Annotated in this window: 24 protein-coding genes and 1 other RNA gene; 10 read left to right on the top strand and 15 right to left on the bottom strand. The window is 52.0% G+C overall.

The genetic code is table 11. The features are described from left to right. Window positions 1-241: 241 nt before the first annotated feature. Window positions 242-901 (bottom strand): hemolysin III family protein, encoded by a 660-nt coding sequence (locus D9741_RS02175; RefSeq protein WP_130217956.1) that lies wholly within the window; start codon window positions 899-901, stop codon window positions 242-244. A gap of 163 nt (window positions 902-1,064) precedes the next feature. Next, window positions 1,065-1,376 (bottom strand): N(4)-acetylcytidine aminohydrolase, encoded by a 312-nt coding sequence (gene yqfB / locus D9741_RS02170; protein WP_130217958.1) that lies wholly within the window; start codon window positions 1,374-1,376, stop codon window positions 1,065-1,067. 44 nt (window positions 1,377-1,420) lie between these two features. Here yqfB and bglA point away from each other — a divergent pair, with 44 nt between their 5' ends. Beyond that, entirely contained in the window at window positions 1,421-2,854 is a 1,434-nt protein-coding gene (gene bglA / locus D9741_RS02165; protein ID WP_138159869.1) for a 6-phospho-beta-glucosidase BglA, read from the top strand. 56 nt (window positions 2,855-2,910) lie between these two features. Here bglA and D9741_RS02160 read toward each other — a convergent pair whose 3' ends face one another. From D9741_RS02160 to gcvT, 4 genes are all read right to left on the bottom strand, one after another. Then, window positions 2,911-3,654, bottom strand: coding sequence for an SDR family oxidoreductase (locus D9741_RS02160; protein WP_130217962.1), 744 nt, complete (start codon window positions 3,652-3,654; stop codon window positions 2,911-2,913). Between the two features lie 233 nt (window positions 3,655-3,887). Then, the gene (gene gcvP, locus D9741_RS02155; protein ID WP_130217965.1) at window positions 3,888-6,761 is read right to left on the bottom strand and encodes an aminomethyl-transferring glycine dehydrogenase; all 2,874 of its coding nucleotides are present in this window, start codon (window positions 6,759-6,761) and stop codon (window positions 3,888-3,890) included. Window positions 6,762-6,879: 118 nt separating this feature from the next. Further along, window positions 6,880-7,269: a glycine cleavage system protein GcvH gene (gcvH, locus tag D9741_RS02150; RefSeq protein ID WP_130217967.1), complete on the bottom strand. Its 390-nt coding sequence runs from the start codon at window positions 7,267-7,269 to the stop codon at window positions 6,880-6,882. Between the two features lie 22 nt (window positions 7,270-7,291). Beyond that, the gene (gene gcvT / locus D9741_RS02145; protein ID WP_130217969.1) at window positions 7,292-8,386 is read right to left on the bottom strand and encodes a glycine cleavage system aminomethyltransferase GcvT; all 1,095 of its coding nucleotides are present in this window, start codon (window positions 8,384-8,386) and stop codon (window positions 7,292-7,294) included. A 288-nt stretch (window positions 8,387-8,674) separates the two neighbouring features. Here gcvT and D9741_RS02140 point away from each other — a divergent pair, with 288 nt between their 5' ends. Beyond that, the gene (locus D9741_RS02140; protein WP_130218303.1) at window positions 8,675-8,758 is read left to right on the top strand and encodes a hypothetical protein; all 84 of its coding nucleotides are present in this window, start codon (window positions 8,675-8,677) and stop codon (window positions 8,756-8,758) included. A gap of 73 nt (window positions 8,759-8,831) precedes the next feature. Here D9741_RS02140 and ubiI read toward each other — a convergent pair whose 3' ends face one another. Genes ubiI through ygfB form a run of 4 tightly spaced genes read right to left on the bottom strand, consistent with a single transcriptional unit; the run spans window position 8,832 to window position 13,161 of the window. Continuing rightward, complete coding sequence (gene ubiI, locus D9741_RS02135; RefSeq protein ID WP_130217971.1) at window positions 8,832-10,034, bottom strand: FAD-dependent 2-octaprenylphenol hydroxylase; 1,203 nt, start codon at window positions 10,032-10,034, stop codon at window positions 8,832-8,834. 22 nt (window positions 10,035-10,056) lie between these two features. Beyond that, window positions 10,057-11,235 (bottom strand): 2-octaprenyl-6-methoxyphenyl hydroxylase, encoded by a 1,179-nt coding sequence (ubiH, locus tag D9741_RS02130; protein ID WP_130217973.1) that lies wholly within the window; start codon window positions 11,233-11,235, stop codon window positions 10,057-10,059. After that, window positions 11,232-12,557 (bottom strand): Xaa-Pro aminopeptidase, encoded by a 1,326-nt coding sequence (pepP, locus tag D9741_RS02125; RefSeq protein ID WP_130217975.1) that lies wholly within the window; start codon window positions 12,555-12,557, stop codon window positions 11,232-11,234. The genes ubiH and pepP overlap by 4 nt, the downstream gene beginning before the upstream one ends. Before the next feature lie 25 nt (window positions 12,558-12,582). Then, window positions 12,583-13,161, bottom strand: a complete 579-nt coding sequence (ygfB, locus tag D9741_RS02120; RefSeq protein ID WP_001295378.1) for a UPF0149 family protein YgfB — start codon at window positions 13,159-13,161, stop codon at window positions 12,583-12,585. Between the two features lie 167 nt (window positions 13,162-13,328). Between ygfB and zapA the strand changes: the two genes are divergently transcribed. The 3 genes from zapA to D9741_RS02105 all read left to right on the top strand — a co-directional run bounded on the left by zapA (window position 13,329) and on the right by D9741_RS02105 (window position 14,506). Then, the gene (gene zapA / locus D9741_RS02115) at window positions 13,329-13,658 is read left to right on the top strand and encodes a cell division protein ZapA (protein WP_001276008.1); all 330 of its coding nucleotides are present in this window, start codon (window positions 13,329-13,331) and stop codon (window positions 13,656-13,658) included. Window positions 13,659-13,699: 41 nt separating this feature from the next. Then, window positions 13,700-13,883, top strand: a non-coding RNA gene (gene ssrS, locus D9741_RS02110) — 6S RNA. A gap of 20 nt (window positions 13,884-13,903) precedes the next feature. Then, window positions 13,904-14,506 carry a 5-formyltetrahydrofolate cyclo-ligase gene (locus tag D9741_RS02105; RefSeq protein WP_130217977.1) on the top strand — a complete coding sequence of 201 codons (603 nt, stop codon included), beginning with the start codon at window positions 13,904-13,906 and terminating at the stop codon, window positions 14,504-14,506. A 100-nt stretch (window positions 14,507-14,606) separates the two neighbouring features. Here D9741_RS02105 and ibsC read toward each other — a convergent pair whose 3' ends face one another. The 3 genes from ibsC to rpiA all read right to left on the bottom strand — a co-directional run bounded on the left by ibsC (window position 14,607) and on the right by rpiA (window position 17,053). Continuing rightward, window positions 14,607-14,666 carry a type I toxin-antitoxin system toxin IbsC gene (gene ibsC, locus D9741_RS02100; protein WP_071525914.1) on the bottom strand — a complete coding sequence of 20 codons (60 nt, stop codon included), beginning with the start codon at window positions 14,664-14,666 and terminating at the stop codon, window positions 14,607-14,609. A gap of 240 nt (window positions 14,667-14,906) precedes the next feature. After that, entirely contained in the window at window positions 14,907-16,139 is a 1,233-nt protein-coding gene (gene serA / locus D9741_RS02095) for a phosphoglycerate dehydrogenase (protein ID WP_130217979.1), read from the bottom strand. A gap of 254 nt (window positions 16,140-16,393) precedes the next feature. Continuing rightward, on the bottom strand, window positions 16,394-17,053 hold the full coding sequence (gene rpiA, locus D9741_RS02090) for a ribose-5-phosphate isomerase RpiA (protein WP_000189743.1): 660 nt from the start codon (window positions 17,051-17,053) through the stop codon (window positions 16,394-16,396). Window positions 17,054-17,445: 392 nt separating this feature from the next. On the opposite strand from rpiA, the gene argP reads away from it, so the two are divergent. The 5 genes from argP (at window position 17,446) to scpC (ending at window position 23,975) form a co-directional block, all read left to right on the top strand. Next, window positions 17,446-18,339, top strand: coding sequence for a DNA-binding transcriptional regulator ArgP (gene argP, locus D9741_RS02085; protein ID WP_000828349.1), 894 nt, complete (start codon window positions 17,446-17,448; stop codon window positions 18,337-18,339). Window positions 18,340-18,542: 203 nt separating this feature from the next. Continuing rightward, window positions 18,543-20,687: a methylmalonyl-CoA mutase gene (gene scpA / locus D9741_RS02080; protein ID WP_130217981.1), complete on the top strand. Its 2,145-nt coding sequence runs from the start codon at window positions 18,543-18,545 to the stop codon at window positions 20,685-20,687. Then, complete coding sequence (meaB, locus tag D9741_RS02075; RefSeq protein ID WP_130217983.1) at window positions 20,680-21,675, top strand: methylmalonyl Co-A mutase-associated GTPase MeaB; 996 nt, start codon at window positions 20,680-20,682, stop codon at window positions 21,673-21,675. Before scpA ends, meaB begins: the two co-directional genes overlap by 8 nt. Before the next feature lie 10 nt (window positions 21,676-21,685). After that, window positions 21,686-22,471: a methylmalonyl-CoA decarboxylase gene (gene scpB, locus D9741_RS02070; protein ID WP_130217985.1), complete on the top strand. Its 786-nt coding sequence runs from the start codon at window positions 21,686-21,688 to the stop codon at window positions 22,469-22,471. A gap of 25 nt (window positions 22,472-22,496) precedes the next feature. Beyond that, window positions 22,497-23,975 (top strand): propionyl-CoA:succinate CoA transferase, encoded by a 1,479-nt coding sequence (gene scpC, locus D9741_RS02065; RefSeq protein ID WP_130217987.1) that lies wholly within the window; start codon window positions 22,497-22,499, stop codon window positions 23,973-23,975. Here the strand turns inward: scpC and D9741_RS02060 are convergent. Together D9741_RS02060 and D9741_RS02055 are read right to left on the bottom strand one after the other, a co-directional pair. Next, the gene (locus D9741_RS02060; RefSeq protein ID WP_130207863.1) at window positions 23,972-24,868 is read right to left on the bottom strand and encodes a LysR family transcriptional regulator; all 897 of its coding nucleotides are present in this window, start codon (window positions 24,866-24,868) and stop codon (window positions 23,972-23,974) included. The genes scpC and D9741_RS02060 overlap by 4 nt on opposite strands. Window positions 24,869-25,038: 170 nt before the next feature. Next, complete coding sequence (locus tag D9741_RS02055; protein ID WP_064529765.1) at window positions 25,039-25,779, bottom strand: oxidative stress defense protein; 741 nt, start codon at window positions 25,777-25,779, stop codon at window positions 25,039-25,041. Between the last annotated feature and the right edge of the window lie 42 nt (window positions 25,780-25,821).

Raw genomic sequence — 25,821 nt, 5'->3', positions numbered from 1 at the left:
TTTTCTCTGCACTGGAGGGATAATACAAGGCCGGATAAGGCGTTCACGCCGCATCCGGCAGTTGTACTCCGATGCCTGATGCGACGCTGGTGCGTCTTATCAGGCCTGGGACTTGGTGCCTTTTTCACAAGTGGGAAGCGGCCCGTAGGCTGGATAAGGCGTTCACGCCGCATCCGGCAGTTGCGCTCCAATGCCTGAAGCGACACTTGTGTGTCTTTTCAGGCCGACAAAGGCACAGCCATTACGGCTGCCCAATATACAAATAGATCGCCAGGAAATGGCACACACTACCGCCGAGTACAAAGCCGTGCCAGATGGCGTGGTTGTAGGGGATGCGTTTGCAGACGTAGAAAATCACCCCAAGCGAGTAAACCACGCCGCCTACCGCCAGTAAGGTAACGCTGCCCGCCGCGAGCTTAACTGCCATTTCATAAATTACCACCAGCGACAGCCAGCCCATCGCCAGATATGTCACCAGAGATAAAATTTTGAATCGGTGCGCGATGGTCAGTTTGAACAGAATCCCCAGCAATGCCAGGCTCCAGATAACAATCATCAACCCGCGCGCTAACGGAGAATCCAGCCCCACCAGCAAAAACGGCGTGTAGGTTCCGGCTATCAACAAGTAAATAGCGCAGTGGTCAAATTTCTTCAGCCACATTTTTGCCCGTTGATGAGGAATGGCGTGATAAAGCGTCGAAGCGAGGAACAGCAGGATCATACTGCCGCCATAGAGGCTGTAACTGGTTATCGCTGTGGCACTGGCATTGAGATCCACCGCCTGAACCAGTAGCAACACCAGCCCAACGATACCAAACACCAACCCAATGCCGTGACTGATGCTGTTGGCAATTTCCTCTGCCAGCGAATATCCCTGCTTAATGAGAGGCTTCTGAACCATAACTTACTCCGGAGAAACGTACACGCACGTGAACACTTCTCCAGCGTAACTGAGAATAGTTCCAGTGAACACCTGTTAGCTAAAATAAATTCTGATTTGAGAGTAATCTCCGAAAAATCATGAAATTAAATATGAAATTTCAACTAACAGGCGTGAGTTCAACTTAAAGGCATTTAAATTCAATTACATAAAACTGTGTCTGACCGGGATAGATATCGGTAATGACCGTTTTCAGTTCAGCCAGAGTCATATTTTCCTGTTGTGCATGTTTTTCTGTGAGAGTATCCAGCGTTACGGTTGAAGTTGCGATAACTTCAATGGTGCAAAAATAGCCGTTATCTTCAAAGCGCCCGACGCGAAGCACATCGCCCGTTTTAAAGTGCGATTCAGACTCGTCGCGGATGGTGATGGTTTTACGCCCAGCCAGAATGTCATCCTGGAAACGTTGAAAAAAAGTGATGTCGTTTGGCTGCATGGTACTATTTCCTGTAAGAATTGACTCATTTGGAGCCTATGATAGTGAAAAAACTCACCTTACCGAAAGATTTCTTATGGGGCGGCGCAGTAGCCGCTCATCAGGTCGAAGGCGGCTGGAACAAAGGCGGCAAAGGGCCGAGTATTTGTGACGTACTGACTGGTGGCGCACACGGCGTGCCGCGCGAAATCACCAAAGAAGTCTTGCCGGGCAAATACTATCCGAACCATGAAGCCGTTGATTTTTATGGTCACTACAAGGAAGACATCAAACTATTTGCCGAAATGGGCTTCAAATGTTTTCGGACTTCCATCGCCTGGACACGCATTTTTCCAAAAGGCGATGAAGTTCAGCCAAACGAAGAAGGGCTGAAGTTCTACGATGATATGTTCGATGAACTGCTGAAATACAACATCGAACCGGTGATCACCCTCTCCCACTTTGAAATGCCGCTGCATCTGGTGCAGCAATACGGTAGCTGGACCAACCGTAAAGTGGTTGACTTCTTTGTGCGTTTCGCGGAAGTGGTATTTGAACGCTATAAGCACAAAGTCAAATACTGGATGACCTTCAACGAAATTAACAACCAGCGTAACTGGCGTGCGCCGCTGTTCGGTTACTGCTGCTCCGGCGTGGTGTATACCGAGCATGAAAACCCGGAAGAGACGATGTATCAGGTGCTGCATCATCAGTTTGTCGCCAGCGCCCTGGCGGTGAAAGCCGCGCATCGCATCAACCCGGACATGAAAGTCGGTTGTATGCTGGCGATGGTGCCGCTCTATCCTTACTCCTGTAACCCGGACGATGTGATGTTCGCTCAGGAGTCGATGCGCGAGCGCTACGTCTTTACCGATGTGCAGCTGCGTGGCTATTACCCGTCCTATGTATTGAACGAGTGGGAGCGTCGCGGATTTAACATCAAAATGGAAGACGGCGATCTGGATGTACTGCGTGAAGGCACCTGCGATTATCTTGGTTTCAGCTATTACATGACCAACGCAGTGAAGGCCGAAGGCGGCACCGGCGATGCGATCTCTGGTTTTGAAGGCAGCGTACCGAACCCGTATGTTAAAGCATCTGACTGGGGCTGGCAGATTGATCCTGTGGGTCTGCGTTACGCACTTTGCGAACTGTATGAGCGTTATCAGAAGCCGCTGTTTATTGTCGAAAACGGTTTTGGCGCTTACGACAAAGTGGAAGAAGACGGCAGCATCAACGACGACTACCGCATTGATTACCTGCGCGCCCATATTGAAGAGATGAAAAAAGCGGTGACTTACGATGGCGTAGATCTGATGGGCTACACCCCGTGGGGCTGCATCGACTGTGTGTCGTTCACCACCGGACAGTACAGCAAACGCTACGGCTTTATCTATGTGAATAAACATGACGACGGTACTGGCGATATGTCGCGTTCACGTAAGAAGAGCTTTAACTGGTACAAAGAGGTAATTGCCAGCAACGGCGAGAAGCTTTAAGTCGATGAAGTACCGGATGCAATACTCGTTGCATCCGGTCAGATAACTTTCCTGTTTTATTTTCCACCCGCCAAATCGATAAAACTTCCCGTGACATAAGAGGCTTTATCACTTAACAGCCAGACGATGGCCTGCGCGACCTCCTCCGCCTGTCCACCGCGTTGCATGGGGATGTTCGACTTGACGCGATCTACGCGTCCGGGTTCACCGCCGCTGGCGTGCATTTCGGTATAAATAAACCCTGGCCGCACGCCGTTAACGCGGATCCCCTGCGCGGCAACTTCCAGCGATAGTCCGGTGGTTAACGTATCAATCGCCCCTTTCGATGCCGCGTAATCAACATATTCCCCCGGCGAACCCAACCGTGAGGCTACCGAAGAGACATTGACGATAGCGCCGCCACTGCCACCATTTTTAAACGCCATGCGTTTTACCGCCTCGCGGCAGCAGAGAAAATATCCCGTTACGTTGGTAGAAAGTACCCGGTTGATTCGCTCTGCGGTAAGGTTTTCTACGGTGCACTGGGTAAACAAGATCCCGGCGTTATTGACCAGCGCGGCTAGCGGTTCATCGTGCTGATCGATTGCTGTAAACATCGCGACGACCTGGTTTTCGTCGCTGATATCCGCCTGGAGTGCAAATGCCTTGCCACCGGCTTGCGTGATTAAGTTCACCACTTCCTGCGCCGCGTGGAGGTTTTGTTGATAATTAACCGCCACCGTATACCCTTCTTGCGCCAACAGTAATGCAGTTGCCCGCCCGATGCCGCGACTGCCACCGGTCACAAGTGCTGTAGCCATTTGTTTTTCCCAAAAAATAAAGGCGCCAAAGCGCCTTTCAAATTATTGATGACAAAGTACTTTTATTATGCCGGATGCGGCGTGAACGCCTTATCCTGCCTACAAGATCGTGCAAATTCAATACATTGCACAGACTATGTAGGCCTGATAAACGAAGTGCATCAGGCAATGTTGAGTTTGACATCAGTGTCAAAGGCGCCGAAGCGCCTTTAGAAGAGAGTCGAATCAGTAAATTACTGGTATTCGCTAATCGGTACGCAGGAGCAGAACAGGTGACGGTCGCCGTAAACATCATCCAGACGTTTCACCGTCGGCCAGTATTTGTCTGCCACACCTGCCGGGAATACTGCAACTTCACGACTGTACGGATGCGCCCACTCGGCGACCAGTTCGCTCTGAATGTGCGGCGCGTTCACCAGCGGGTTATCTTCCAGCGACCAGACACCTGCTTTCACCTGGTCAATTTCTGCGCGGATAGCCAGCATCGCGTCGATAAAGCGATCCAGTTCCACTTTGCTTTCAGATTCAGTCGGTTCAACCATCAGCGTACCCGCCACCGGGAACGACATCGTCGGCGCGTGGAAACCGTAGTCGATCAGGCGCTTGGCAATATCCAGCTCGCTGATGCCGGTTTCTTCTTTCAGCGGGCGAATATCGAGAATACATTCATGCGCCACGCGACCGTCGCGACCGGTATACAGCACCGGGAAGGCATCCTGCAGGCGGCTGGCAATATAGTTGGCGTTGAGGATTGCCACCTGACTTGCTTTTTTCAGCCCTTCTGCGCCCATCATGCGGATGTACATCCAGCTGATTGGCAGGATAGAGGCGCTACCGAACGGTGCCGCAGAAACCGCGCCCTGACGGGTTAACATGCCTTCGATTTGCACCACGCTATGACCCGGTACAAACGGTGCCAAATGCGCTTTCACGCCGATCGGTCCCATACCCGGACCACCACCGCCGTGCGGAATGCAGAAAGTTTTATGCAGGTTGAGGTGCGAAACGTCTGCGCCAATAAAGCCCGGCGAGGTGATGCCAACCTGAGCATTCATGTTCGCACCATCAAGGTAAACCTGACCGCCGAACTGATGCACGACTTCACACACTTCACGGATCGTTTCTTCATACACGCCGTGGGTGGACGGATAGGTCACCATGATACAGGAGAGGTTATCGCCCGCCTGTTCCGCTTTCGCGCGCAGATCAGCCAGATCGATGTTGCCGTTTTTATCACACGCCACAACCACCACCTGCATTCCTGCCATATGTGCAGAAGCGGGGTTAGTTCCGTGCGCAGAAGCCGGGATCAGGCAGATATCGCGATGCCCTTCGTTGCGGCTTTCATGATAATGACGAATCGCCAGCAGGCCCGCGTATTCGCCCTGTGCGCCAGAGTTCGGCTGCATACAGACGGCGTCGTAACCGGTCAATTTCACCAGCCAGTCAGCCAGCTGCGCGATCATCTGCTGATAACCTTCGGCCTGCTCGGGCGGGCAGAACGGGTGCAGTTCGGCAAATTCCGGCCAGGTGATTGGGATCATCTCGGCGGCGGCGTTCAGTTTCATGGTGCAGGAACCCAGCGGGATCATCGCCTGATTCAGCGCCAGATCTTTACGCTCCAGCGAGTGCATATAGCGCATCATTTCGGTTTCGCTATGGTAGCGATTAAACACCGGATGGGTGAGGATTTCGTCATCACGCAGCATCGCAGGTTGAATAGAGCGGCTGTCGTGAGCCACGTCTTTGTCCAGCGTGTCGATGTCCAGCCCGTGGTTATCGCCCAGCAGCACGCTGAAAAGCTGCATCACGTTTTCGCGCGTGGTTGTTTCATCAAGGGTGATCCCAACCGCGTTCAGAATATCGCTACGCAGGTTGATTTCAGCCGCTTCGGCACGCGCCAGGACGCCCGCTTTGTCGGCCACTTCCACACACAAAGTGTCGAAATAGTGCACATGGCGCAGCTTCAGACCTTTTTGTTGCAGGCCCGCCGCCAGGATATCGGTCAAACGGTGAATGCGGTTAGCGATACGTTTCAGGCCAACCGGACCGTGATAAACGGCATACAGGCTGGCGATGTTTGCCAGCAGTACCTGTGAAGTACAAATGTTGGAGTTCGCTTTCTCACGGCGGATATGTTGCTCGCGAGTCTGCATCGCCATGCGCAGAGCGGTATTGCCCACGGCATCTTTCGATACACCGATAATACGGCCCGGCATGGAGCGTTTGTATTCATCTTTCGCCGCAAAGAATGCCGCGTGTGGGCCACCGTAGCCCATCGGCACGCCAAAACGTTGCGCCGAACCAAAGACAATATCTGCGCCCTGTTTACCCGGCGCAGTTAACAGCACCAGCGCCATAATATCGGCGGCGACGCTGACCACAATTTTGCGTGATTTCAGTTCGCTGATAAGCGCAGTGTAGTCGTGGATTTCGCCCGTCGTACCCACCTGCTGTAACAGCACGCCGAACACTTCCTGGTGATCGAGAACTTTTTGCGCGTCATCGACAATCACTTCAAAACCAAAGGTTTCGGCACGGGTGCGAACCACATCCAGCGTTTGCGGATGAACGTCAGAAGCAACAAAGAAGCGGTTGGCATTTTTCAGTTTGCTGACGCGTTTCGCCATCGCCATTGCTTCGGCGGCAGCGGTGGCTTCGTCAAGAAGAGAAGCCGAAGCCATATCCAGCCCGGTTAAATCCAGCGTTACCTGCTGGAAGTTGAGCAGCGCTTCGAGGCGGCCCTGGGAGACTTCAGGTTGATACGGAGTATACGCGGTATACCAGCCCGGATTTTCCAGCATGTTACGCAGAATAACCGGCGGCAACTGCACGGCGGTGTAACCCATGCCAATGTAAGACGTGAAGCGTTTATTGCGACTGGCAATAGCCTTGAGTTCCGCCAGCGCGGCGTATTCGGTCGCCGGTGCGCCAACCTGCGGCGGAGTCGCAAGCTGAATATCTTTCGGCACAATCTGGCCGGTCAGCGCGTTTAACGATTGTGCACCAACGGCATTCAGCATTTCTTGCTGTTGCGCGGCGTCCGGTCCGATATGGCGTTCAATAAAAGCGCCGCTGTTTTCAAGCTGGCTTAACGTCTGTGTCATGAGCGATGGTTCCTGAAACGTGCAGTGAATTGTGAACCTCTCTCCTTGCGAAGAGAGTGAGGGTGAGGCGTAACTTTCCCTCACCCTGATCCTCTCCCGCAGAAGAGGATTAAAGCCGTTACTCGTTTTCTAACAATGCTTCGTATGCGGTTGCATCCAGCAGTGATTCCAGTTCGCTTTCATCGCTGGCTTTGATTTTAAAGATCCAGCCGCCTGCATACGGTTCGCTGTTCACCAGTTCCGGGGAATCGCTCAGCGCGTCGTTTACCGCCACGATTTCACCGCTTACTGGCGCATAAATGTCTGACGCCGCTTTTACTGATTCGGCAACCGCGCAGTCATCGCCCGCGCTAACCGTTGCGCCGACTTCCGGCAGGTCAACAAACACCATATCGCCCAACAACTCCTGAGCGTGTTCGGTGATGCCAACGGTGTAAGTGCCGTCGGCTTCTTTACGCAGCCATTCGTGTTCTTTGCTGTATTTCAGTTCTGCTGGTACGTTGCTCATCAATCAATCTCCAAAAAAGTAATCACGCGACGGCTTTGCCGTTACGCACAAAAACAGGTTTCGTCACTTTAACCGGCATTTCACGGTTGCGAATTTGCACAATCGCTGTTTCACCAATACCTTCCGGCACGCGCGCCAGCGCAATGCTGTAACCCAGCGTCGGGGAGAAAGTACCGCTGGTGATAATGCCTTCATGCTGGTTGCCCTGCGCATCGGTAAAACGTACCGGCAGTTCATTACGCAGCACGCCTTTTTCGGTCATCACCAGACCAACCAGTTTTTCTGTGCCATGTTCACGCTGCGCTTCCAGAGCTTCACGACCGATAAAGTCACGATCTGCCGGTTCCCAGGCGATAGTCCAGCCCATGTTGGCGACTAAAGGAGAAATGGTTTCGTCCATCTCCTGACTATACAAATTCATGCCCGCTTCCAGACGCAGCGTGTCACGCGCGCCCAGGCCGCATGGCTTAACGCCCGCTTCCACCAGCGCGCGCCAGAAATCGGCCGCTTTTTCATTGGGCAGCGCAATTTCATAACCCGCTTCACCGGTATAACCGGTGGTGGCAATAAACAGATCGCCCGCCTGCACGCCAAAGAACGGTTTCATCCCTTCCACTGCCTGACGCTGGGCATCATTAAACAGTGTGGCAGCTTTTGCCTGCGCATTCGGCCCTTGTACGGCAATCATGGAAAGGTCATCACGAACGGTAATTTCGATGCCGAAAGGTTCAGCGTGTTGGGTAATCCAGGAGAGGTCTTTTTCGCGGGTGGCGGAGTTAACAACGAGGCGGAAGAAATCTTCAGTGAAGTAGTAGACGATGAGGTCATCTATCACACCGCCAGAGGCATTCAGCATCCCCGAGTAAAGGGCTTTGCCGCTTTTGGTGAGCTTCGCCACATCGTTCGCCAGCAGATAACGCAGAAACTCCCGGGTGCGGCTGCCGCGGAGATCGACGATGGTCATATGCGACACATCAAACATTCCGGCATCGGTACGTACCGCATGATGTTCGTCGATTTGCGAACCGTAATGCAGCGGCATCATCCAGCCGTGGAAATCCACCATGCGAGCGCCGCAAAGCGTGTGTTGTTCGTACAAAGGAGTCTGTTGTGCCATCTTGTCCTCATTGAATAAGCGGGGCTGACAACTTTTCGCGGTGAAATTGTCACCACGAAACCCAGCACTGGAGCCACTCCCGGTCCCCAACGCAATCGTTCTCTTTTCCCTGAACTTACCACCGAAACAGACGGTTAACCATAAGGAAAAATTGATCATCACATTAGCTTATGGTTAAAAACCGCAAAAATGACAACAGGACAAAAAACCAAATAACACGATACCAGCAAACAAACATAACGAATTAATAAAACAGTTTTGAATAAAGCGATATTAAGAACTAAAAAATTGTCAAAAATCACTAAATCAAAAATTAACGACATTAGAAAATATAATGCGAAATTGCAGGTGAAATTAGTTTATTTCAAATGAGGAAAATCTCCCGGCGAAAAAACCGGGAGATGAAAGTGTGATGGGTATCAAATAAACAACAGAGGAGAAATTTTTAACGCAGCCATTCAGGCAAATCGTTTAATCCCATTGCCTGGCGGATAAGTTGTGGTTTAACGCCAGGAAGCGTGTCGGCCAGTTTCAGACCAATATCACGCAGCAGTTTTTTCGCCGGATTGGTACCGGAAAACAGATCGCGAAAGCCCTGCATACCTGCCAGCATCAGCGCTGCGCTGTGCTTACGGCTACGCTCATAGCGACGCAGGTAAATGTACTGCCCGATGTCTTTACCCTGACGGTGCAACCGTTTCAGTTCAGCAATCAGCTCTGCAGCATCCATAAAGCCGAGATTTACCCCCTGCCCCGCCAGCGGGTGAATGGTATGCGCGGCGTCGCCCACCAGCGCCAGACGGTGCGCGGCAAACTGGCGCGCATAACGCCCCGTCAGTGGGAACACCTGACGCGCGCTCTCAACCTTGCATAAGCCCAGGCGATTATCAAAAGCGATATTTAACGCGCGATTAAATTCGTCTTCCCCTGCCTGCTGCATCCGCTGCGCTTCCTCTGGCGACAGTGACCAGACAATCGAGCAAAGATGCGGATCGCTAAGCGGTAAAAAGGCCAGAATGCCTTCGCCATGGAAAACCTGCCGCGCCACCGCATCATGCGGTTCTTCCGTGCGAATGGTCGCCACCAGCGCGTGATGCTGATAATCCCAGAAAGTCAGCGGAATATCGGCCTTGTTGCGCAACCAGGAATTAGCGCCGTCCGCACCAATTACCAGACGCGCCGTTAACATGCTGCCATCTTTCAGCGTCAGGAAGGTTTCGTTTTCCCCCCAGGCGACCTGCTGTAATTCTGCGGGGGCCAGCAGGGTGATATCTGATGACTGCTGTGCTTTGTTCCACAGCGAGTAATGAATCACTGAGTTTTCAACGATATGCCCAAGATGGCTATAGCCCATGCTTTGATCGTCAAACGAGATGTGACCAAAACTGTCTTTATCCCACACTTCCATACCGTGATAACAGCTGGCTCGGCGAGAGAGGATGTCCTGCCAGACGCCAAGACGGGTGAGTAATTTTTCGCTGGCGGCATTGATAGCCGAAACGCGCAGTTGTGGTGGTGCATCCGCCGCCAGAGGTTCCGGTACGCGCTGCTCCAGTACGGCAACGCGTAAGCCGCTCCCCTGTAAGCCGCAGGCAACCGCCAGCCCCACCATGCCGCCGCCAACAATGGCTACATCAACACTTTGCATTGTTTATTCCTTAAAACCGCCTTCAACGCGCCACCCAACCGAGGGTGCGCTGCGCCAGCACATCGCGTGCCGGGGTGAATAATTCCATCGTCATCAGTCCGATGTTGCGCCCGACAACCAGCGGCGCCCAACGGTTGGCAAAAAGATGTACCAGACTGTCCGTGACGCCGATGGTTGCTTCGCGATCGCTCTGTCGACGCTGCTGATAACGGCATAATACGCCGTAATCACCAATGTCTTCTGCGCGCTCCTGCGCCTGGGTCAGGGTTTCCGCAAGGCTCATCACATCACGCATACCGAGGTTAAATCCTTGCCCGGCAATCGGGTGCAGGGTTTGCGCCGCATTGCCCACCAGCACGGTGCGATGGGTAATCGGTCTGGCGGCGCGGGTTAACGCCAGCGGATAAGCACTGCGTTTACCGGCGTGGGTAATTTGCCCCAGTCGCCAGCCAAAGGCAGACTGGAGTTCACTGCAAAACTTCTCGTCGCTCCACGCCAACACTTCTTCGCGCCGTTCCAGTGGATGACACCAGACCAGCGAACAGCGTCCTTCAGACATCGGCAACATCGCCAGTGGACCATGTTGCGTAAAGCGTTCAAAAGCGCGGCCTTCGTGCGCAACGGAAGTCGCAACGTTCGCAATCACAGCCAGTTGTTCGTAGGGCTCCTGCTGCCAGTCAACGCCGCACACAGTGGCTAACGCTGAATGGGTGCCATCAGCGGCTATCAGCACGCGGCCCGTCAGCGTCTCGCCACTCTCCAGCGTCACTTCAACGTTAGCTGGGGTACGAACAACATTAGCAATGCGATCCGGGCAATGCACCGTTACGCCAGGCGCTTTGCGCAACAGCGAAAACAGCCGCTGCCCGACATTATGCAATTCGACAACCTGCCCCAGCGCCGCCAGTTGGTAATCTTCTGCGGCGAGGGTGACGAATCCGGCATGACCGCGATCACTGACATGCACGGTGGTGATGGCGGTTGCGCAATCAGCCAGAGATTGCCAGACGCCAATGCGCGCCAGTTGCTGGCAGGTACCCGCCGCCAGCGCAATCGCTCGCCCATCAAAGCCCGGATGAGCATGTGACTCTGGCGCGGTCGCTTCAATCAAATGTACCGGCAGCGCCCCGTGACTTAACCGGGAAATAGCCAGCGCCAGCGTCGCGCCCGCCATGCCGCCACCGACGATGATTACGCTCATTGCTTTCTCGCAGCTGCCATCAACGCTTCAATTTCTTCCGGCTTTTTCACCACGCTGGCGGTGAGGTTTTCGTTGCCGTTTTCGGTAATCACAATGTCGTCTTCAATACGAATGCCGATCCCTCGATATTGTTCTGGTACATCCGCATCCGGCGCAATATACAGACCAGGCTCTACGGTCAGCACCATACCCGGTTCAAGAATGCGCGAGCGCTCCTGGCCATAAACGCCCACATCATGGACATCCAGTCCTAACCAGTGGCTAAGGCCATGCATAAAGAAAGGACGATGGGCGTTCTGAGCGATCAGTTCATCGACTTCACCTTTGAGGATGCCGAGTTTTACCAGGCCGCTAACCATGATACGCACAACTTCCCCGGTGACTTCCTGAATGGAGGTTCCCGGACGATACAGGCGCAGGCTGGTTTCAAGAGATTCCAGCACAATGTCGTAGATTTCACGCTGGGCCTGGGTGAATTTGCCATTGACCGGGAAGGTACGGGTGATATCGCCCGCGTAACCTTTATATTCACAACCTGCGTCAATCAACACCAGGTCGCCGTCGCGCAGTTCACACTCGTTTTCGGTGTAATGCAGAATGCAGCCGTTTTCACCGCTGCCGACAATGGTGTTATAGGAAGGATAGCGCGCACCGTGGCGGTTGAATTCGTGGTGAATTTCGCCTTCCAGATGGTACTCGAACATCCCCGGACGGCATTTTTCCATCGCCCGGGTATGCGCCAGTGCGGTGATTTCACCCGCGCGGCGAAGTACGGCAATCTCTTCCGGCGATTTGAACAGGCGCATTTCATGAACAATGGGACGCCAGTCGATCATCGTTGCTGGCGCGGTGAGATTTTGCCGCGAGCCTTTACGCAGTTTTTCCAGCGCACTATTCACGATTTCATCAGCATATGCATATTCGCCCTGGGCGTGGTAAACCACATCCAGACCATTAAGTAGTTGATAAAGTTGCTGATTGATTTCGCTGAACGCCAGAGCGCGATCAACGGCCAGTTTCTCTGGCGCGGCATCCTGACCTAAACGACGGCCAAACCAGATCTCCGCTGTCAGGTCACGCACGCGGTTAAACAAAACGCTGTGGTTATGAGTGTCATCGCTTTTAATCAGCACCAGCACCGCTTCCGGTTCATTAAAGCCGGTGAAGTACCAGAAGTCGCTGTTCTGACGATAGGGGTATTCGCTGTCGGCGCTACGGGTCACTTCTGGTGCCGCAAAAATCAGCGCGGCGCTGCCGGGTTGCATTTGCTCCACCAGGGCCTGACGGCGGCGCTGAAATTCCTGCTGAGATATCTCACTCATAACACTCTCCTTACGTTTTTTGTTTTTAGTGTAGAGTTGGTTTTTGTACTTCTGGTGCGGTTGGTTGCGGATGAGTAAAGGTGTCGTGGCATAACAGCGCGGCAACACGGACGTACTCGATGATCTCTTCAAGCGACATTTCCAGCTCTTCTTGATCTTCGTCTTCGTCGTAGCCCAGTTGCGCGATGTTACGCAGATCGTCAATGGCTTCGCCAGTTTCACCGGTCACTTTATCCAGCTTCGGCTGAGTGACGCCAAGACCGAGCAGGAAGTGATTTACCCAGCCTGCCAACGCATCAGCGCGATCGAAAACGCTAACGTCATCGCCATCAGGCAGATAAAGCTGAAAAAGGAAGCCGTCATCTTGCAAGGCATCACTGGTGGCAGAGTGCATTTTGCGCAATGCCTGGGCAAGTTCATGCCCGAAAGCCATACCTTCGTTCGTCAGGTCGTGAAGCAGCGGCAGCCAGGAGCTGTCATCATTACCGCCACATATCATCCCACTGATTAAACCATGCATCTCAGCAGGGGTCAGACCTGTCCCTTGTTGGTTCAGATACTGGTTCATTTCATTGTAACCAGGCATTTCGTTCTGTATTGACATAAGCATTCGGCATCAAAGGGAGGAAGATTCATGATATGCTATCACTTTGGACCCTGGTGGACCAGAAAAGGGCTTGTCTCATTGCACCAGGGTAGCTATAGTTTCGCCCCTTCGCAGACCAAAGGTCTGAAGGCGAAGGCAGCGCAGTCAATCAGCAGGAAGGTGGCATGTCTGCACAACCCGTCGATATCCAAATTTTTGGCCGTTCACTGCGTGTGAACTGCCCGCCTGACCAAAGGGATGCGTTGAATCAGGCTGCGGACGATCTGAACCAACGGTTGCAAGATCTGAAAGAACGCACTAGAGTCACAAATACTGAACAGTTGGTCTTCATTGCCGCATTGAATATCAGCTATGAGTTAGCGCAAGAAAAAGCGAAGACTCGTGACTACGCGGCAAGTATGGAACAGCGTATTCGGATGCTGCAACAGACCATAGAACAAGCGTTACTTGAACAAGGTCGCATCACCGAAAAAACGAACCAAAACTTTGAATGACACTTTCCGGTTTACTGTGGTAGAGTAACCGTGAAGACAAAATTTCTCTGAGATGTTCGCAAGCGGGCCAGTCCCCTGAGCCGATATTTCATACCACAAGAATGTGGCGCTCCGTGGTTGGTGAGCATGCTCGGTCCGTCCGAGAAGCCTTAAAACTGCGACGACACATTCACCTTGAACCAAGGGTTCAAGGGTTACAGCCTGCGGCGGCATCTCGGAGATTCCCTTCTTATCTGGCACCAGCCATGACACAACTACCAGAACTCCCACTGACATTATCCCGACAAGAAATCCGTAAAATGATTCGGCAGCGTCGTCGTGCGTTAACGCCGGAGCAACAGCTGGAAATGGGTCAAAAAGCCGCTGCCCGGATGATGACTTATCCCCCGGTGGTGATGGCACATACGGTCGCTGTATTTCTCTCTTTTGATGGCGAACTCGACACCCAGCCGCTCATAGAACAACTCTGGCGCGCAGGTAAGCGCGTGTATCTTCCAGTTTTACATCCCTTTAGTGCCGGTAATTTACTGTTCCTGAATTACCATCCTAAGAGTGAACTGGTGATGAACAGGTTGAAGATCCACGAGCCAAAACTGGACGTGCGTGACGTGCTACCCCTTTCCCGATTAGACGTCCTGATAACGCCGCTGGTCGCCTTTGATGAGTTCGGTCAACGCCTCGGAATGGGCGGTGGATTTTATGATCGGACATTGCAAAACTGGCAGCACTACAACATGCAGCCAGTAGGTTATGCCCATGATTGCCAGTTGGTGGAAAAACTCCCCGTAGAAGAATGGGACGTCCCGCTGCCTGCGGTGGTTACGCCATCGAAAATCTGGGAGTGGTGAGGGCGACACACCTGCATCGCCCTGATTGACATCGTTGATTCTTTGACCTAATTTAGTGAGTAAGGGTAAGGGAGGATTGCTCCTCCCCTGAGACTGACTGTTAATAAGCTGGGAAACTTATGAGTAACAGTACAATCAGTATGATGACAAGTCGCATCATAACCCTTCTCCTTTAAGCCCTCGCTTCGGTGAGGGCTTTACCGTTACAGCCCTGTGCTGCCCCGCCATCGTAAATCCTCTTTGAATAAACACAACGCATTGATCTGGCTTTAATTTATTTCTTCGAGCAGGCTCGCAAAGGCGATTACACAGCGATGCAAATGCCGTAATTAGCGCGGTAAAAGAGATAAAAAAACGGGCAAAGTCAGTGACCTGCCCGTTGATTGTCAGAGAAGGGGGATTAGTACAGCAGACGGGCGCGAACAGTACCCGGAATAGCTTTCATGGCCTGTAACGCTTTTTCAGCAACGTCTTCGTCAGCTTCAATATCAATAACTACGTAACCCATTTGCGCAGAGGTTTGCAGATACTGGGCAGCGATGTTAACGCCCTGCTCGGCAAATATTTTGTTCAGCGCAGTCAGCACGCCCGGACGGTTTTCGTGGATGTGCATCAGACGGCGACCACCATGCAGCGGCAGTGAGACTTCCGGGAAGTTCACCGCAGAGAGTGTGGAGCCATTGTCAGAGTACTTGATTAATTTGCCCGCAACTTCCAGGCCGATATTCTCCTGCGCTTCCTGAGTCGAACCGCCAATGTGTGGCGTCAGCAGAACATTGTCGAATTCGCACAGCGGAGAGGTAAATGGATCGCTGTTAGTCGCCGGTTCCGTCGGGAACACGTCGATTGCGGCCCCTGCCAGATGTTTGCTCGCCAGAGCGTCACACAGCGCCGGAATATCAACCACCGTTCCGCGCGAAGCGTTAATCAGTAGCGAGCCCGGCTTCATCAGCGAGATCTCTTTCGCGCCCATCATATTTTTGGTAGAGGCATTCTCTGGCACATGCAGACTCACTACATCGCTCATATTCAGCAGGTCAGAAAGATGCTGTACCTGAGTGGCGTTGCCCAGCGGCAGTTTGTTTTCAATATCATAAAAGTAAACATACATTCCCAGCGATTCAGCCAGAATGCCCAATTGCGTACCAATATGACCGTAGCCGATGATACCCAGCTTTTTGCCGCGCGCTTCAAAAGAGCCTGCGGCCAGCTTGTTCCATACGCCACGGTGCGCTTTGGCGTTGGCTTCCGGCACTCCGCGTAATAGCAGCAGAAGTTCGCCAATCACCAGCTCAGCAACGGAACGCGTATTTGAAAACGGGGCATTAAATACCGGGATCCCGCGTTTTGCCGCAGCATTCAAATCAACCTGGTTGGTCCCAATGCAGAAACAGCCAATAGCGACCAGTTTTTCAGCAGCATTGATCACGTCTTCGGTCAGATGGGTACGGGATCGCAAGCCGATGAAGTGGGCATCGCGGATGGATTCTTTTAATTGTTCATCATCCAGCGCGCCTTTGTGAAATTCGATGTTGGTGTAACCTGCCGCGCGAAGGCTTTCGAGCGCCTTTTGATGCACGCCTTCTACCAGCAGAAACTTAATCTTGTCTTTCTCCAGCGATACCTTTGCCATTTACCCAATCCTGTCTTTGAAATGTTGTGTGCGGATTTGCGTCCGCCTTTCAACATATCAAAAAATAATATTGCGGCAATATGAACGTTTGCGTCGCGATGTTGAGGAAATATCACGCAAAGGTATTTCTTGGATGAATATGCTGGTTTAGAGGATTTATTTAGAGCAATCGACAATAGCCCGGTAAAAACGTGACACATGTCACCAAATTTAACGAAGAGAATTTTTTTAACGGGGGAGGTTCCCCCGTCAGATCATTTCACAATGGTTTTGACACCGTCAGGTGTGCCAATCAGCGCAACGTCCGCGCCACGGTTAGCAAACAAGCCAACGGTCACCACGCCAGGAATCGCATTTATAGCGTTTTCCATCGCGATCGGGTCAAGGATTTCCATGCCATGGACGTCGAGGATCACGTTGCCATTATCGGTCACCACGCCCTGACGGTATTCCGGACGACCGCCCAGTTTCACCAGCTGGCGGGCCACTGCACTACGTGCCATCGGGATAACTTCTACTGGCAGCGGGAATTTGCCCAGAATATCAACCTGCTTGGAAGCATCTGCAATACAGATAAATTTTTCCGCAACCGAAGCAATGATTTTTTCACGGGTCAGCGCCGCGCCGCCGCCTTTGATCATTTGCATGTGGCCGTTGATTTCATCTGCGCCATCAACGTAGATGCCAAGGCTGTCGACTTCGTTGAGATCAAAAACGTGAATGCCGAGGCTTTTCAGTTTTTCAGTGGAAGCATCTGAACTGGAAACGGCCCCTTCAATCTGGCCTTTCATTGTACCGAGCGCGTCAATAAAGTGTGCGGCGGTGGAACCTGTACCTACACCAACAATGGTGCCGGGCTGAACATACTGAAGTGCCGCCCATCCTACTGCTTTTTTCAATTCATCCTGCGTCATGATCGTTTCGCCTGTGGTATGAAATTTCACACGCATTATATACAAAAAAAGCGATTCAGACCCCGTTGGCAAGCCGCGTGGTTAACTCATCCATAAAATAACGGGCAATGTTGCTCTTCAGGAAAAAGATAGACAAGGGGCCTGATATTCAGCTCCACTGCATAAACCGTTGCACCAACTCTCCGTTCTCCCGCGCAGACGCAATGGGATTATTGGCCAATAAACCAACCTTTACAACACACGGCCCAGGTACTTCACAAAGGCTTAGAAAGCACGGTATTGCCAACCAAAATGTCCACTATGACCGCTTTTGTATGCGTTAAATACTCTGTAACCAAAGCAAAATTATGTCATAGTTCGGCATGAGAATATTTGAGGAGCAGGTTAGAGAAATGAAACGCCCGGACTACAGGACATTACAGGCACTGGATGCGGTGATACGTGAACGAGGATTTGAGCGCGCGGCACAAAAGTTGTGCATTACGCAATCAGCCGTCTCACAGCGCATTAAGCAACTGGAAAATATGTTCGGGCAGCCGCTGTTGGTGCGAACAGTTCCCCCGCGCCCGACAGAACAAGGGCAAAAATTACTGGCACTGCTTCGCCAGGTCGAGCTGCTGGAAGAAGAGTGGCTGGGCGATGAACAAACCGGTTCCACCCCACTACTGCTCTCGCTGGCAGTCAACGCCGACAGTCTGGCAACCTGGTTGCTTCCGGCACTGGCTCCTGTACTGGCTGATTCGCCTATTCGTCTGAACTTACAGGTAGAAGATGAAACTCGCACCCAGGAGCGTCTGCGCCGAGGTGAAGTGGTCGGCGCGGTGAGTATTCAACATCAGGCGCTGCCTAGTTGCCTGGTCGATAAACTTGGCGCGCTCGACTATCTGTTCGTCAGCTCCAAACCGTTTGCCGAGAAATACTTCCCCAACGGAGTAAGCCGCTCTGCGCTGCTCAAAGCACCAGTAGTCGCGTTTGACCATCTTGACGATATGCACCAGGCATTTTTGCAGCAAAACTTCGATCTGCCGCCAGGTAGCGTACCGTGCCATATCGTTAACTCGTCCGAAGCCTTCGTGCAGCTCGCTCGCCAGGGTACAACCTGCTGTATGATCCCACACCTGCAAATTGAAAAAGAATTGGCCAGCGGAGAGTTGATTGATCTGACGCCCGGGCTATTCCAACGGCGAATGCTCTACTGGCATCGCTTTGCCCCAGAAAGCCGCATGATGCGTAAAGTCACTGATGCTTTGCTCGACTATGGTCACAAAGTGCTTCGTCAGGATTAATCAATCAGTTAACGCCTGGTAGCACATATCAGGCGTTTTTCTTTTTTTCTTTTTTATTCTTTGAATAACGTCACAAAACAGACAAATCTCACACGGCAAAAAACGACGCCCCATTCCATTTTTTTTGCTGGCGACAAACCCGTATAAAAAGCTCACCGTAAGCGCAAACACCCTCATTTTTATTGCGTTTTATGGAGCAAATAATGTCAAACGTGCAAGAGTGGCAACAGCTTGCCAACAAGGAGTTGAGCCGTCGGGAGAAAACCGTCGACTCACTGGTTCAGCAAACGGCGGAAGGGATCGCCATCAAGCCACTGTATACCGAAGCCGATCTCGACAATCTGGAAGTGACCGGTACCCTTCCTGGCTTGCCGCCCTATGTTCGTGGTCCCCGCGCCACCATGTATACCGCCCAACCGTGGACCATCCGTCAGTATGCCGGTTTCTCGACCGCCAAAGAGTCCAACGCTTTTTATCGCCGTAACCTGGCTGCCGGGCAAAAAGGTCTTTCCGTGGCGTTTGACCTTGCCACCCACCGTGGCTACGACTCCGATAACCCGCGCGTGGCGGGCGATGTTGGCAAAGCGGGCGTCGCTATCGACACCGTAGAAGATATGAAGGTGCTCTTCGACCAAATACCGCTGGATAAAATGTCAGTTTCGATGACCATGAACGGCGCAGTCCTGCCAGTGCTGGCCTTTTATATCGTGGCGGCAGAAGAGCAAGGCGTTCCCCCCGATAAACTGACGGGTACAATTCAGAACGATATCCTCAAAGAGTACCTCTGCCGCAATACCTATATTTACCCACCGAAACCTTCTATGCGCATTATCGCTGACATTATCGCCTGGTGTTCCAGCAATATGCCGCGCTTCAATACCATTAGCATCAGCGGCTACCACATGGGCGAAGCCGGTGCGAACTGTGTGCAACAGGTGGCGTTTACTCTCGCCGATGGGATTGAGTACATCAAAGCCGCTCTCTCTGCTGGCTTAAAAATTGATGACTTCGCCCCGCGCCTGTCGTTCTTCTTTGGTATCGGCATGGACCTGTTTATGAACGTCGCCATGCTGCGCGCCGCACGCTATCTCTGGAGCGAAGCAGTAAGCGGGTTTGGTGCCAAAGATCCGAAATCGCTGGCGCTACGCACCCACTGTCAAACCTCCGGCTGGAGTCTCACCGAACAGGATCCGTATAACAACGTTATCCGCACCACCATTGAAGCGTTGGCAGCTACCCTTGGCGGAACCCAGTCGCTGCATACAAATGCCTTTGATGAAGCGCTTGGTTTGCCGACCGATTTTTCGGCACGTATTGCCCGTAACACCCAGATCATTATTCAGGAAGAGTCAGAACTCTGTCGCACCGTCGATCCGCTGGCCGGTTCTTATTACGTTGAGTCACTAACCGATCAGATCGTGAAACAGGCCAGAGCCATCATTGATCAGATCGACGAAGCCGGAGGCATGGCGAAGGCGATCGAAGCAGGTCTGCCAAAAAGGATGATCGAAGAAGCGTCTGCTCGTGAACAGTCGTTGATCGACCAGGGCAAACGCGTGATCGTCGGCGTCAACAAGTACAAACTGGATCACGAAGATGAAACTGATGTCCTTGAAATCGACAACGTGATGGTGCGTAACGAGCAAATTGCTTCGCTGGAACGCATTCGCGCCACCCGTGATGATGCCGCCGTAACCGCCGCATTGAACGCTCTGACTCACGCTGCACAGCATAACGAAAACCTGCTGGCTGCCGCTGTTAATGCGGCTCGCGTTCGCGCGACGCTTGGTGAAATATCCGATGCGCTGGAAGCCGCTTTTGACCGTTATCTGGTACCGAGCCAGTGTGTTACCGGCGTCATTGCGCAAAGCTATCATCAGTCGGAAAAATCAGCCTTCGAGTTTGATGCAATTGTTGCGCAAACGGAGCTGTTCCTTGCCGACAATGGTCGTCGCCCGCGCATTCTGATCGCCAAAATGGGACAAGATGGACACGATCGCGGAGCGAAAGTTATTGCCAGCGCCTATTCTGATCTTGGTTTCGACGTTGATTTGAGTCCCATGTTCTCCACGCCGGAAGAGATCGCCCGCCTGGCAGTGGAAAACGACGTTCATGTGGTGGGCGCATCCTCGCTTGCAGCAGGACATAAAACGCTGATCCCGGAACTTGTTGAAGCCCTGAAAAAATGGGGGCGCGAAGATATTTGCGTGGTCGCCGGTGGCGTTATTCCGCCGCAAGATTATGCCTTCCTGCAAGAGCGTGGCGTGGCGGCGATTTACGGTCCTGGAACTCCCATGCTTGACAGCGTGCGTGATGTGCTGAACCGGATTAGCCAACATCATGATTAACGAAACCACGCTGGCAGACAGCATTCGACGCCTGCGTCTGGGTGAGCGAGCCACGCTCGCCCAGGCCATGACGCTGGTTGAGAGCCGTCACCCTCGCCATCAGGCACTCAGCACTCAACTGCTTGATGCCATCATGCCATTTTGTGGTAACGCCCTGCGACTGGGCGTTACCGGTACGCCAGGAGCAGGAAAAAGTACCTTTCTTGAAGCCTTTGGCATGTTACTGATTCGCCAGGGGCTTAAGGTCGCAGTGATTGCCGTCGATCCCAGCAGCCCAGTAACCGGTGGCAGCATCCTTGGGGATAAGACTCGCATGACCGACCTGGCGCGTGCCGATGCAGCGTTTATTCGCCCGGTTCCGTCATCTGGTCACCTTGGCGGCGCCAGCCAGCGGGCGCGGGAGTTAATGCTGTTATGTGAAGCGGCGGGTTATGACGTGGTGATCGTTGAAACCGTCGGCGTCGGGCAGTCAGAAACGGAAGTCGCCCGCATGGTGGACTGCTTTATCTCGCTACAGATTGCCGGTGGCGGCGATGATCTCCAGGGCATTAAAAAGGGTTTGATGGAGATGGCAGATCTGATTGTCATCAACAAAGATGATGGTGATAACCACACGAATGTCGCCATTACCCGCCATATGTACGAAAGCGCTCTGCATATTCTGCGCCGCAAATATGACGAATGGCAGCCACAGGTCCTCACCTGTAGTGCTCTGGAAAAATGCGGTATCGATGAGATATGGCGCGCAATTATCGATTTCAAAACCGCACTGACTACCAGCGGTCGTTTACAACAGGTGCGGCAACAACAATCGGTGGAATGGCTGCGTAAACAGACCGAAGAAGAGGTGCTGCACCACCTGTTCACTAATGAAGATTTCGATCGCTATTACAGCCAAACGCTATTAGCGGTCAAAAATAATATGCTCTCGCCGCGCACAGGTTTGCGGCAGCTTAGTGATTTTATCCAGACTCAGTATTTTAATTAAGGGAATTTTTATGTCTTATCAGTATGTTAATGTAGCCATCATCAACAAAGTGGCGGTCATTGAGTTTAACTATGCCCGCAAACTCAATGCGTTAAGTAAAGTCTTTATTGATGACCTGATTCAGGCATTAAACGATCTCAATCGTCCAGAAATCCGCTGCATCATTCTGCGCGCCCCAGGTGGTTCCAAAGTCTTTTCCGCAGGTCACGACATTCATGAGTTGCCGTCAGGAGGTCGCGATCCGCTCTCTTACGATGATCCGCTACGTCAAATTACCCGCGTGATCCAAAAATGCCCCAAACCGGTAATTTCGATGGTCGAAGGTAGCGTCTGGGGGGGCGCATTTGAAATGATCATGAGCTCTGATCTGATCATCGCCGCCAGTACTTCTACCTTCTCAATGACGCCAGTCAATCTGGGCGTACCGTATAACCTGGTGGGGATCCACAACCTGACTCGTGACGCGGGCTTCCACATTGTCAAAGAGCTGATTTTTACCGCTTCGCCAATCACCGCTCAACGCGCGCTGGCTGTTGGCATTCTCAACCACGTTGTTGAGGCCGATGAACTGGAAGATTTCACCTTACAAATGGCTCACCACATTTCCGAAAAAGCGCCGTTAGCCATTGCAGTAATCAAGGAAGAGCTGCGCGTGTTGGGTGAAGCGCACACCATGAATTCAGATGAATTTGAGCGTATTCAAGGGATGCGCCGGGCGGTTTATGACAGCGAAGATTATCAGGAAGGTATGAACGCCTTCCTGGAAAAACGTAAACCTAATTTCGTCGGTCATTAATGATCCACGAACTAAGGAGCAAAGGATGAATATTACCCGGACAAGGATGACCGCCGATGAAGCGGCGGAAATAATCCAGCACAACGATATGGTGGCATTCAGTGGTTTTACTCCTGCGGGTTCGCCCAAGGCTCTTCCTGTCGCCATTGCCCGTCGCGCCAATGAACAACATGAGGCGAAAAAACCGTATCAAATTCGCCTGCTGACCGGAGCGTCGATTAGCGCCGCCGCCGATGACATACTCTCTGAAGCTGACGCCGTTTCATGGCGCGCGCCATACCAGACATCATCGGGATTACGTAAAAAGATCAATCAGGGATCGGTTAGTTTTGTTGATCTGCATTTGAGCGAAGTTGCGCAAATGGTCAACTACGGCTTTTTCGGCGACATCGATGTTGCGGTAATTGAAGCCTCAGCCCTCGCTCCGGATGGGCGCGTCTGGTTAACCAGTGGGATCGGTAATGCCCCAACCTGGTTGCTGCGTGCAAAGAAAGTGATCATTGAACTCAATCATTATCACGATCCGCGCGTTGCAGAACTGGCGGATATTGTGACTCCTGGCGCACCACCGCGGCGCAATAGCGTGTCGATCTTCCATGCGATGGATCGCGTCGGTACTCGCTATGTACAAATCGATCCGAAAAAAATTGTCGCCGTCGTGGAAACCAACTTACCTGATGCAGGCAACTCGCTGGATAAACAAAATCCTATGTGCCAGCAAATCGCCGACAATGTGGTCACCTTCTTGTTGCGCGAAATGGCGCAGGGGCGCATTCCGCGGGAATTTCTGCCACTGCAAAGCGGGGTAGGCAACATCAATAATGCGGTAATGGCGCGTCTGGGGGAAAACCCGGAAATTCCTCCGTTTATGATGTATTCAGAAGTGCTACAGGAGTCTGTGGTTCATCTTCTGGAAACCGGCAAAATTACCGGGGCCAGCGCCTCCAGTCTGACAATTTCTGCCGATTCACTGCGCAAGATTTACGCCAATATGGATTACTTCGCCAGTCGCATTGTGTTACGTCCGCAAGAGATTTCCAATAACCCAGAAATTATCCGCCGCCTTGGTGTTATCGCTCTGAATGTCGGCCTCGAGTTTGATATTTACGGACACGCCAACTCAACGCACGTAGTCGGCGTTAATTTAATGAATGGTATCGGCGGTAGCGGTGATTTTGAACGCAATGCTTACTTGTCGATCTTTATGGCACCGTCGATTGCTAAAGAAGGCAAGATCTCAACCGTCGTGCCTATGTGCAGCCATGTTGATCACAGCGAACACAGCGTGAAAGTGATCATCACAGAACAAGGGATCGCCGACTTGCGTGGCCTCTCTCCACTTCAGCGCGCGCGCACTATCATCGATAACTGCGCACATCCGATGTACCGTGACTATCTGCACCGCTATCTGGAGAATGCACCCGGCGGGCATATTCACCACGATCTTAGCCACGTTTTCGATCTGCATCGCAATTTGATCGAAACGGGCTCAATGCTAGGTTAATCGCTCGTACCGTCACGATCTTCAGCAATTTGCTGTAGCAGCGTGGCGGTATAGCGATGATTTTTCAGTGAATAAAGGTATTCCTGCATATACATTGGCGTATGCGGTGCGTCAAAATATTTCAACGTAGCTGGGTTCACCAGCCGCCATGCAAAATGTGGGATCACCGTAAGAAAATGTCCGTGCTCAACGGCGCTGATTTTGGCCATAAAACTGTATGGGCGATAAATAATTGTTGGATTGATCCCACAAGGGCGCATGTTCGCATCTATCATCGCTTCATAATTAGCACGGTTTTGAAAGCGCATCTGTAACCAGGGCAACTCCTGTAATAACTCCTGCTCCTGACGCTCTTCATAACGGCGAGAAACGAGAAACCCCAGTCGCAGCGGCGGCAGTTCACTCATTGTTAGATTATCCAACCCGTGTACACGAGCGGAAACATGCTGCGGAGAAATAATAAAATCAAGCTGACGATAGAAGAGATTGTCGATAACCTCATTTTCGCTGAATTCAACGGGCTGGGCCGTCACGCCTTCGTACTTATCACCCAGGCTAATTAACTGATCAAAAATAATCGTCGGATAGGTATTATCGATACCAATCACAATTTCACGAGAACGACGTCCAGAATTATGAATTTCATTATCGATAGCAGAAAGCCGTTGGTAAACAGGGAAAAGCTTTTGATAAAGCTCCTGCCCGGCTTTATTAAGGCTGATGTTATTATCTTTACGGGTAAATAATGTATAACCAATTTGCTCCTCTAGCGCGGCAATACTTTTGCCGAACGGCGAAGCAGTCATATGTAACTTTTCTGCCGCTCGGGCAATATTATTGGTTTGCGCTAATAAAATAAAATTGCGCATCTTTTTCGAAATAAAAATATCCATCGCCACTTCCTCCAAACATCCCTGTCCGCTTAACCGTTTCAGTAAGTTAATCCTTAATGAAATCGCAAGCAAAGATAGGTGCTTATGTCATGGTTTTACAGAAAATTACAGAAAAAAGAGGCGATATCAGATAAAGACATTAGCCCGACAAATGAGTCGGGCTACAAGTATTATTGTGCGGCAGGTGTTTTAGCGGGTTGTTGATCCACTGGTTCTAACTGGAAGACCACATCGACCTGATCATCAAACTGAATAGCGGCCTGCTCGTAAGTTTCCTGGGCGGAAACCGGTGCGGCATCGGCTTTCATCATGCGTACCATTGGGCTGGGCTGATAATTGGAAACATGGTAGCGCACGCTATATACCGGCCCCAGTTTGCGATTAAAGCCGTTCGCCAGCTCCTGAGCCTGATGAATCGCGTTATCAATCGCAGCCTTACGCGCTTTGTCTTTATAGGCATCTGGCTGTGCCACGCCCAACGACACAGAACGAATTTCGTTGAGTCCGGCTTTCAGCGCGCCATCCAGCAAGGAATTCAGTTTGTCTAACTGACGAAGCGTGACTTCCACCGTTCTCACGGCACGATAGCCTTTCAGGATACTTTTACCATCCTGGTAATCGTAGTCTGGCTGGGTACGCAAATTCGCGGAACTGATATCTTTTTTCGCGATCTGATTGAGTTCAAGGAAAGAGATATATTGCGCGACGCGCTCATCCGCCTGCTTCTTGGCAGAAGCGGCGTCCTTCGCCGTCACGTTAACTTCAATAGCAAGAATAGCGATATCTGGCACCGCATCAACGCTTGCCGTTCCTGAAGTGACAATGTGCGGACCATCCGGTAGTTCATTGGCCTGCACAGCCATCCCGCTGAAACCCATCAATGCCGCCAGGGCGATAACTTTGAACTTCACGTTAGTCTCTCCGTGTTAATTGACTTGCCCAAAATTCAGGAC

Source organism: Escherichia sp. E14V7, assembly GCF_004212225.1.
Lineage (GTDB): Bacteria > Pseudomonadota > Gammaproteobacteria > Enterobacterales > Enterobacteriaceae > Escherichia.
This window is presented reverse-complemented; position numbering and strand designations above follow the sequence as displayed.

Coding starts and splice junctions, on each gene's coding strand:
- D9741_RS02175 (WP_130217956.1), bottom strand. CDS start 901: ATGGTTCAGAAGCCTCTCATTAAGCAGGGATATTCGCTGGCAGAGGAA.
- yqfB (WP_130217958.1), bottom strand. CDS start 1,376: ATGCAGCCAAACGACATCACTTTTTTTCAACGTTTCCAGGATGACATT.
- D9741_RS02160 (WP_130217962.1), bottom strand. CDS start 3,654: ATGGCTACAGCACTTGTGACCGGTGGCAGTCGCGGCATCGGGCGGGCA.
- gcvP (WP_130217965.1), bottom strand. CDS start 6,761: ATGACACAGACGTTAAGCCAGCTTGAAAACAGCGGCGCTTTTATTGAA.
- gcvH (WP_130217967.1), bottom strand. CDS start 7,269: ATGAGCAACGTACCAGCAGAACTGAAATACAGCAAAGAACACGAATGG.
- gcvT (WP_130217969.1), bottom strand. CDS start 8,386: ATGGCACAACAGACTCCTTTGTACGAACAACACACGCTTTGCGGCGCT.
- ubiI (WP_130217971.1), bottom strand. CDS start 10,034: ATGCAAAGTGTTGATGTAGCCATTGTTGGCGGCGGCATGGTGGGGCTG.
- ubiH (WP_130217973.1), bottom strand. CDS start 11,235: ATGAGCGTAATCATCGTCGGTGGCGGCATGGCGGGCGCGACGCTGGCG.
- pepP (WP_130217975.1), bottom strand. CDS start 12,557: ATGAGTGAGATATCTCAGCAGGAATTTCAGCGCCGCCGTCAGGCCCTG.
- ygfB (WP_001295378.1), bottom strand. CDS start 13,161: ATGTCAATACAGAACGAAATGCCTGGTTACAATGAAATGAACCAGTAT.
- zapA (WP_001276008.1), top strand. CDS start 13,329: ATGTCTGCACAACCCGTCGATATCCAAATTTTTGGCCGTTCACTGCGT.
- D9741_RS02105 (WP_130217977.1), top strand. CDS start 13,904: ATGACACAACTACCAGAACTCCCACTGACATTATCCCGACAAGAAATC.
- serA (WP_130217979.1), bottom strand. CDS start 16,139: ATGGCAAAGGTATCGCTGGAGAAAGACAAGATTAAGTTTCTGCTGGTA.
- rpiA (WP_000189743.1), bottom strand. CDS start 17,053: ATGACGCAGGATGAATTGAAAAAAGCAGTAGGATGGGCGGCACTTCAG.
- argP (WP_000828349.1), top strand. CDS start 17,446: ATGAAACGCCCGGACTACAGGACATTACAGGCACTGGATGCGGTGATA.
- scpA (WP_130217981.1), top strand. CDS start 18,543: ATGTCAAACGTGCAAGAGTGGCAACAGCTTGCCAACAAGGAGTTGAGC.
- meaB (WP_130217983.1), top strand. CDS start 20,680: ATGATTAACGAAACCACGCTGGCAGACAGCATTCGACGCCTGCGTCTG.
- scpB (WP_130217985.1), top strand. CDS start 21,686: ATGTCTTATCAGTATGTTAATGTAGCCATCATCAACAAAGTGGCGGTC.
- scpC (WP_130217987.1), top strand. CDS start 22,497: ATGAATATTACCCGGACAAGGATGACCGCCGATGAAGCGGCGGAAATA.
- D9741_RS02060 (WP_130207863.1), bottom strand. CDS start 24,868: ATGGATATTTTTATTTCGAAAAAGATGCGCAATTTTATTTTATTAGCG.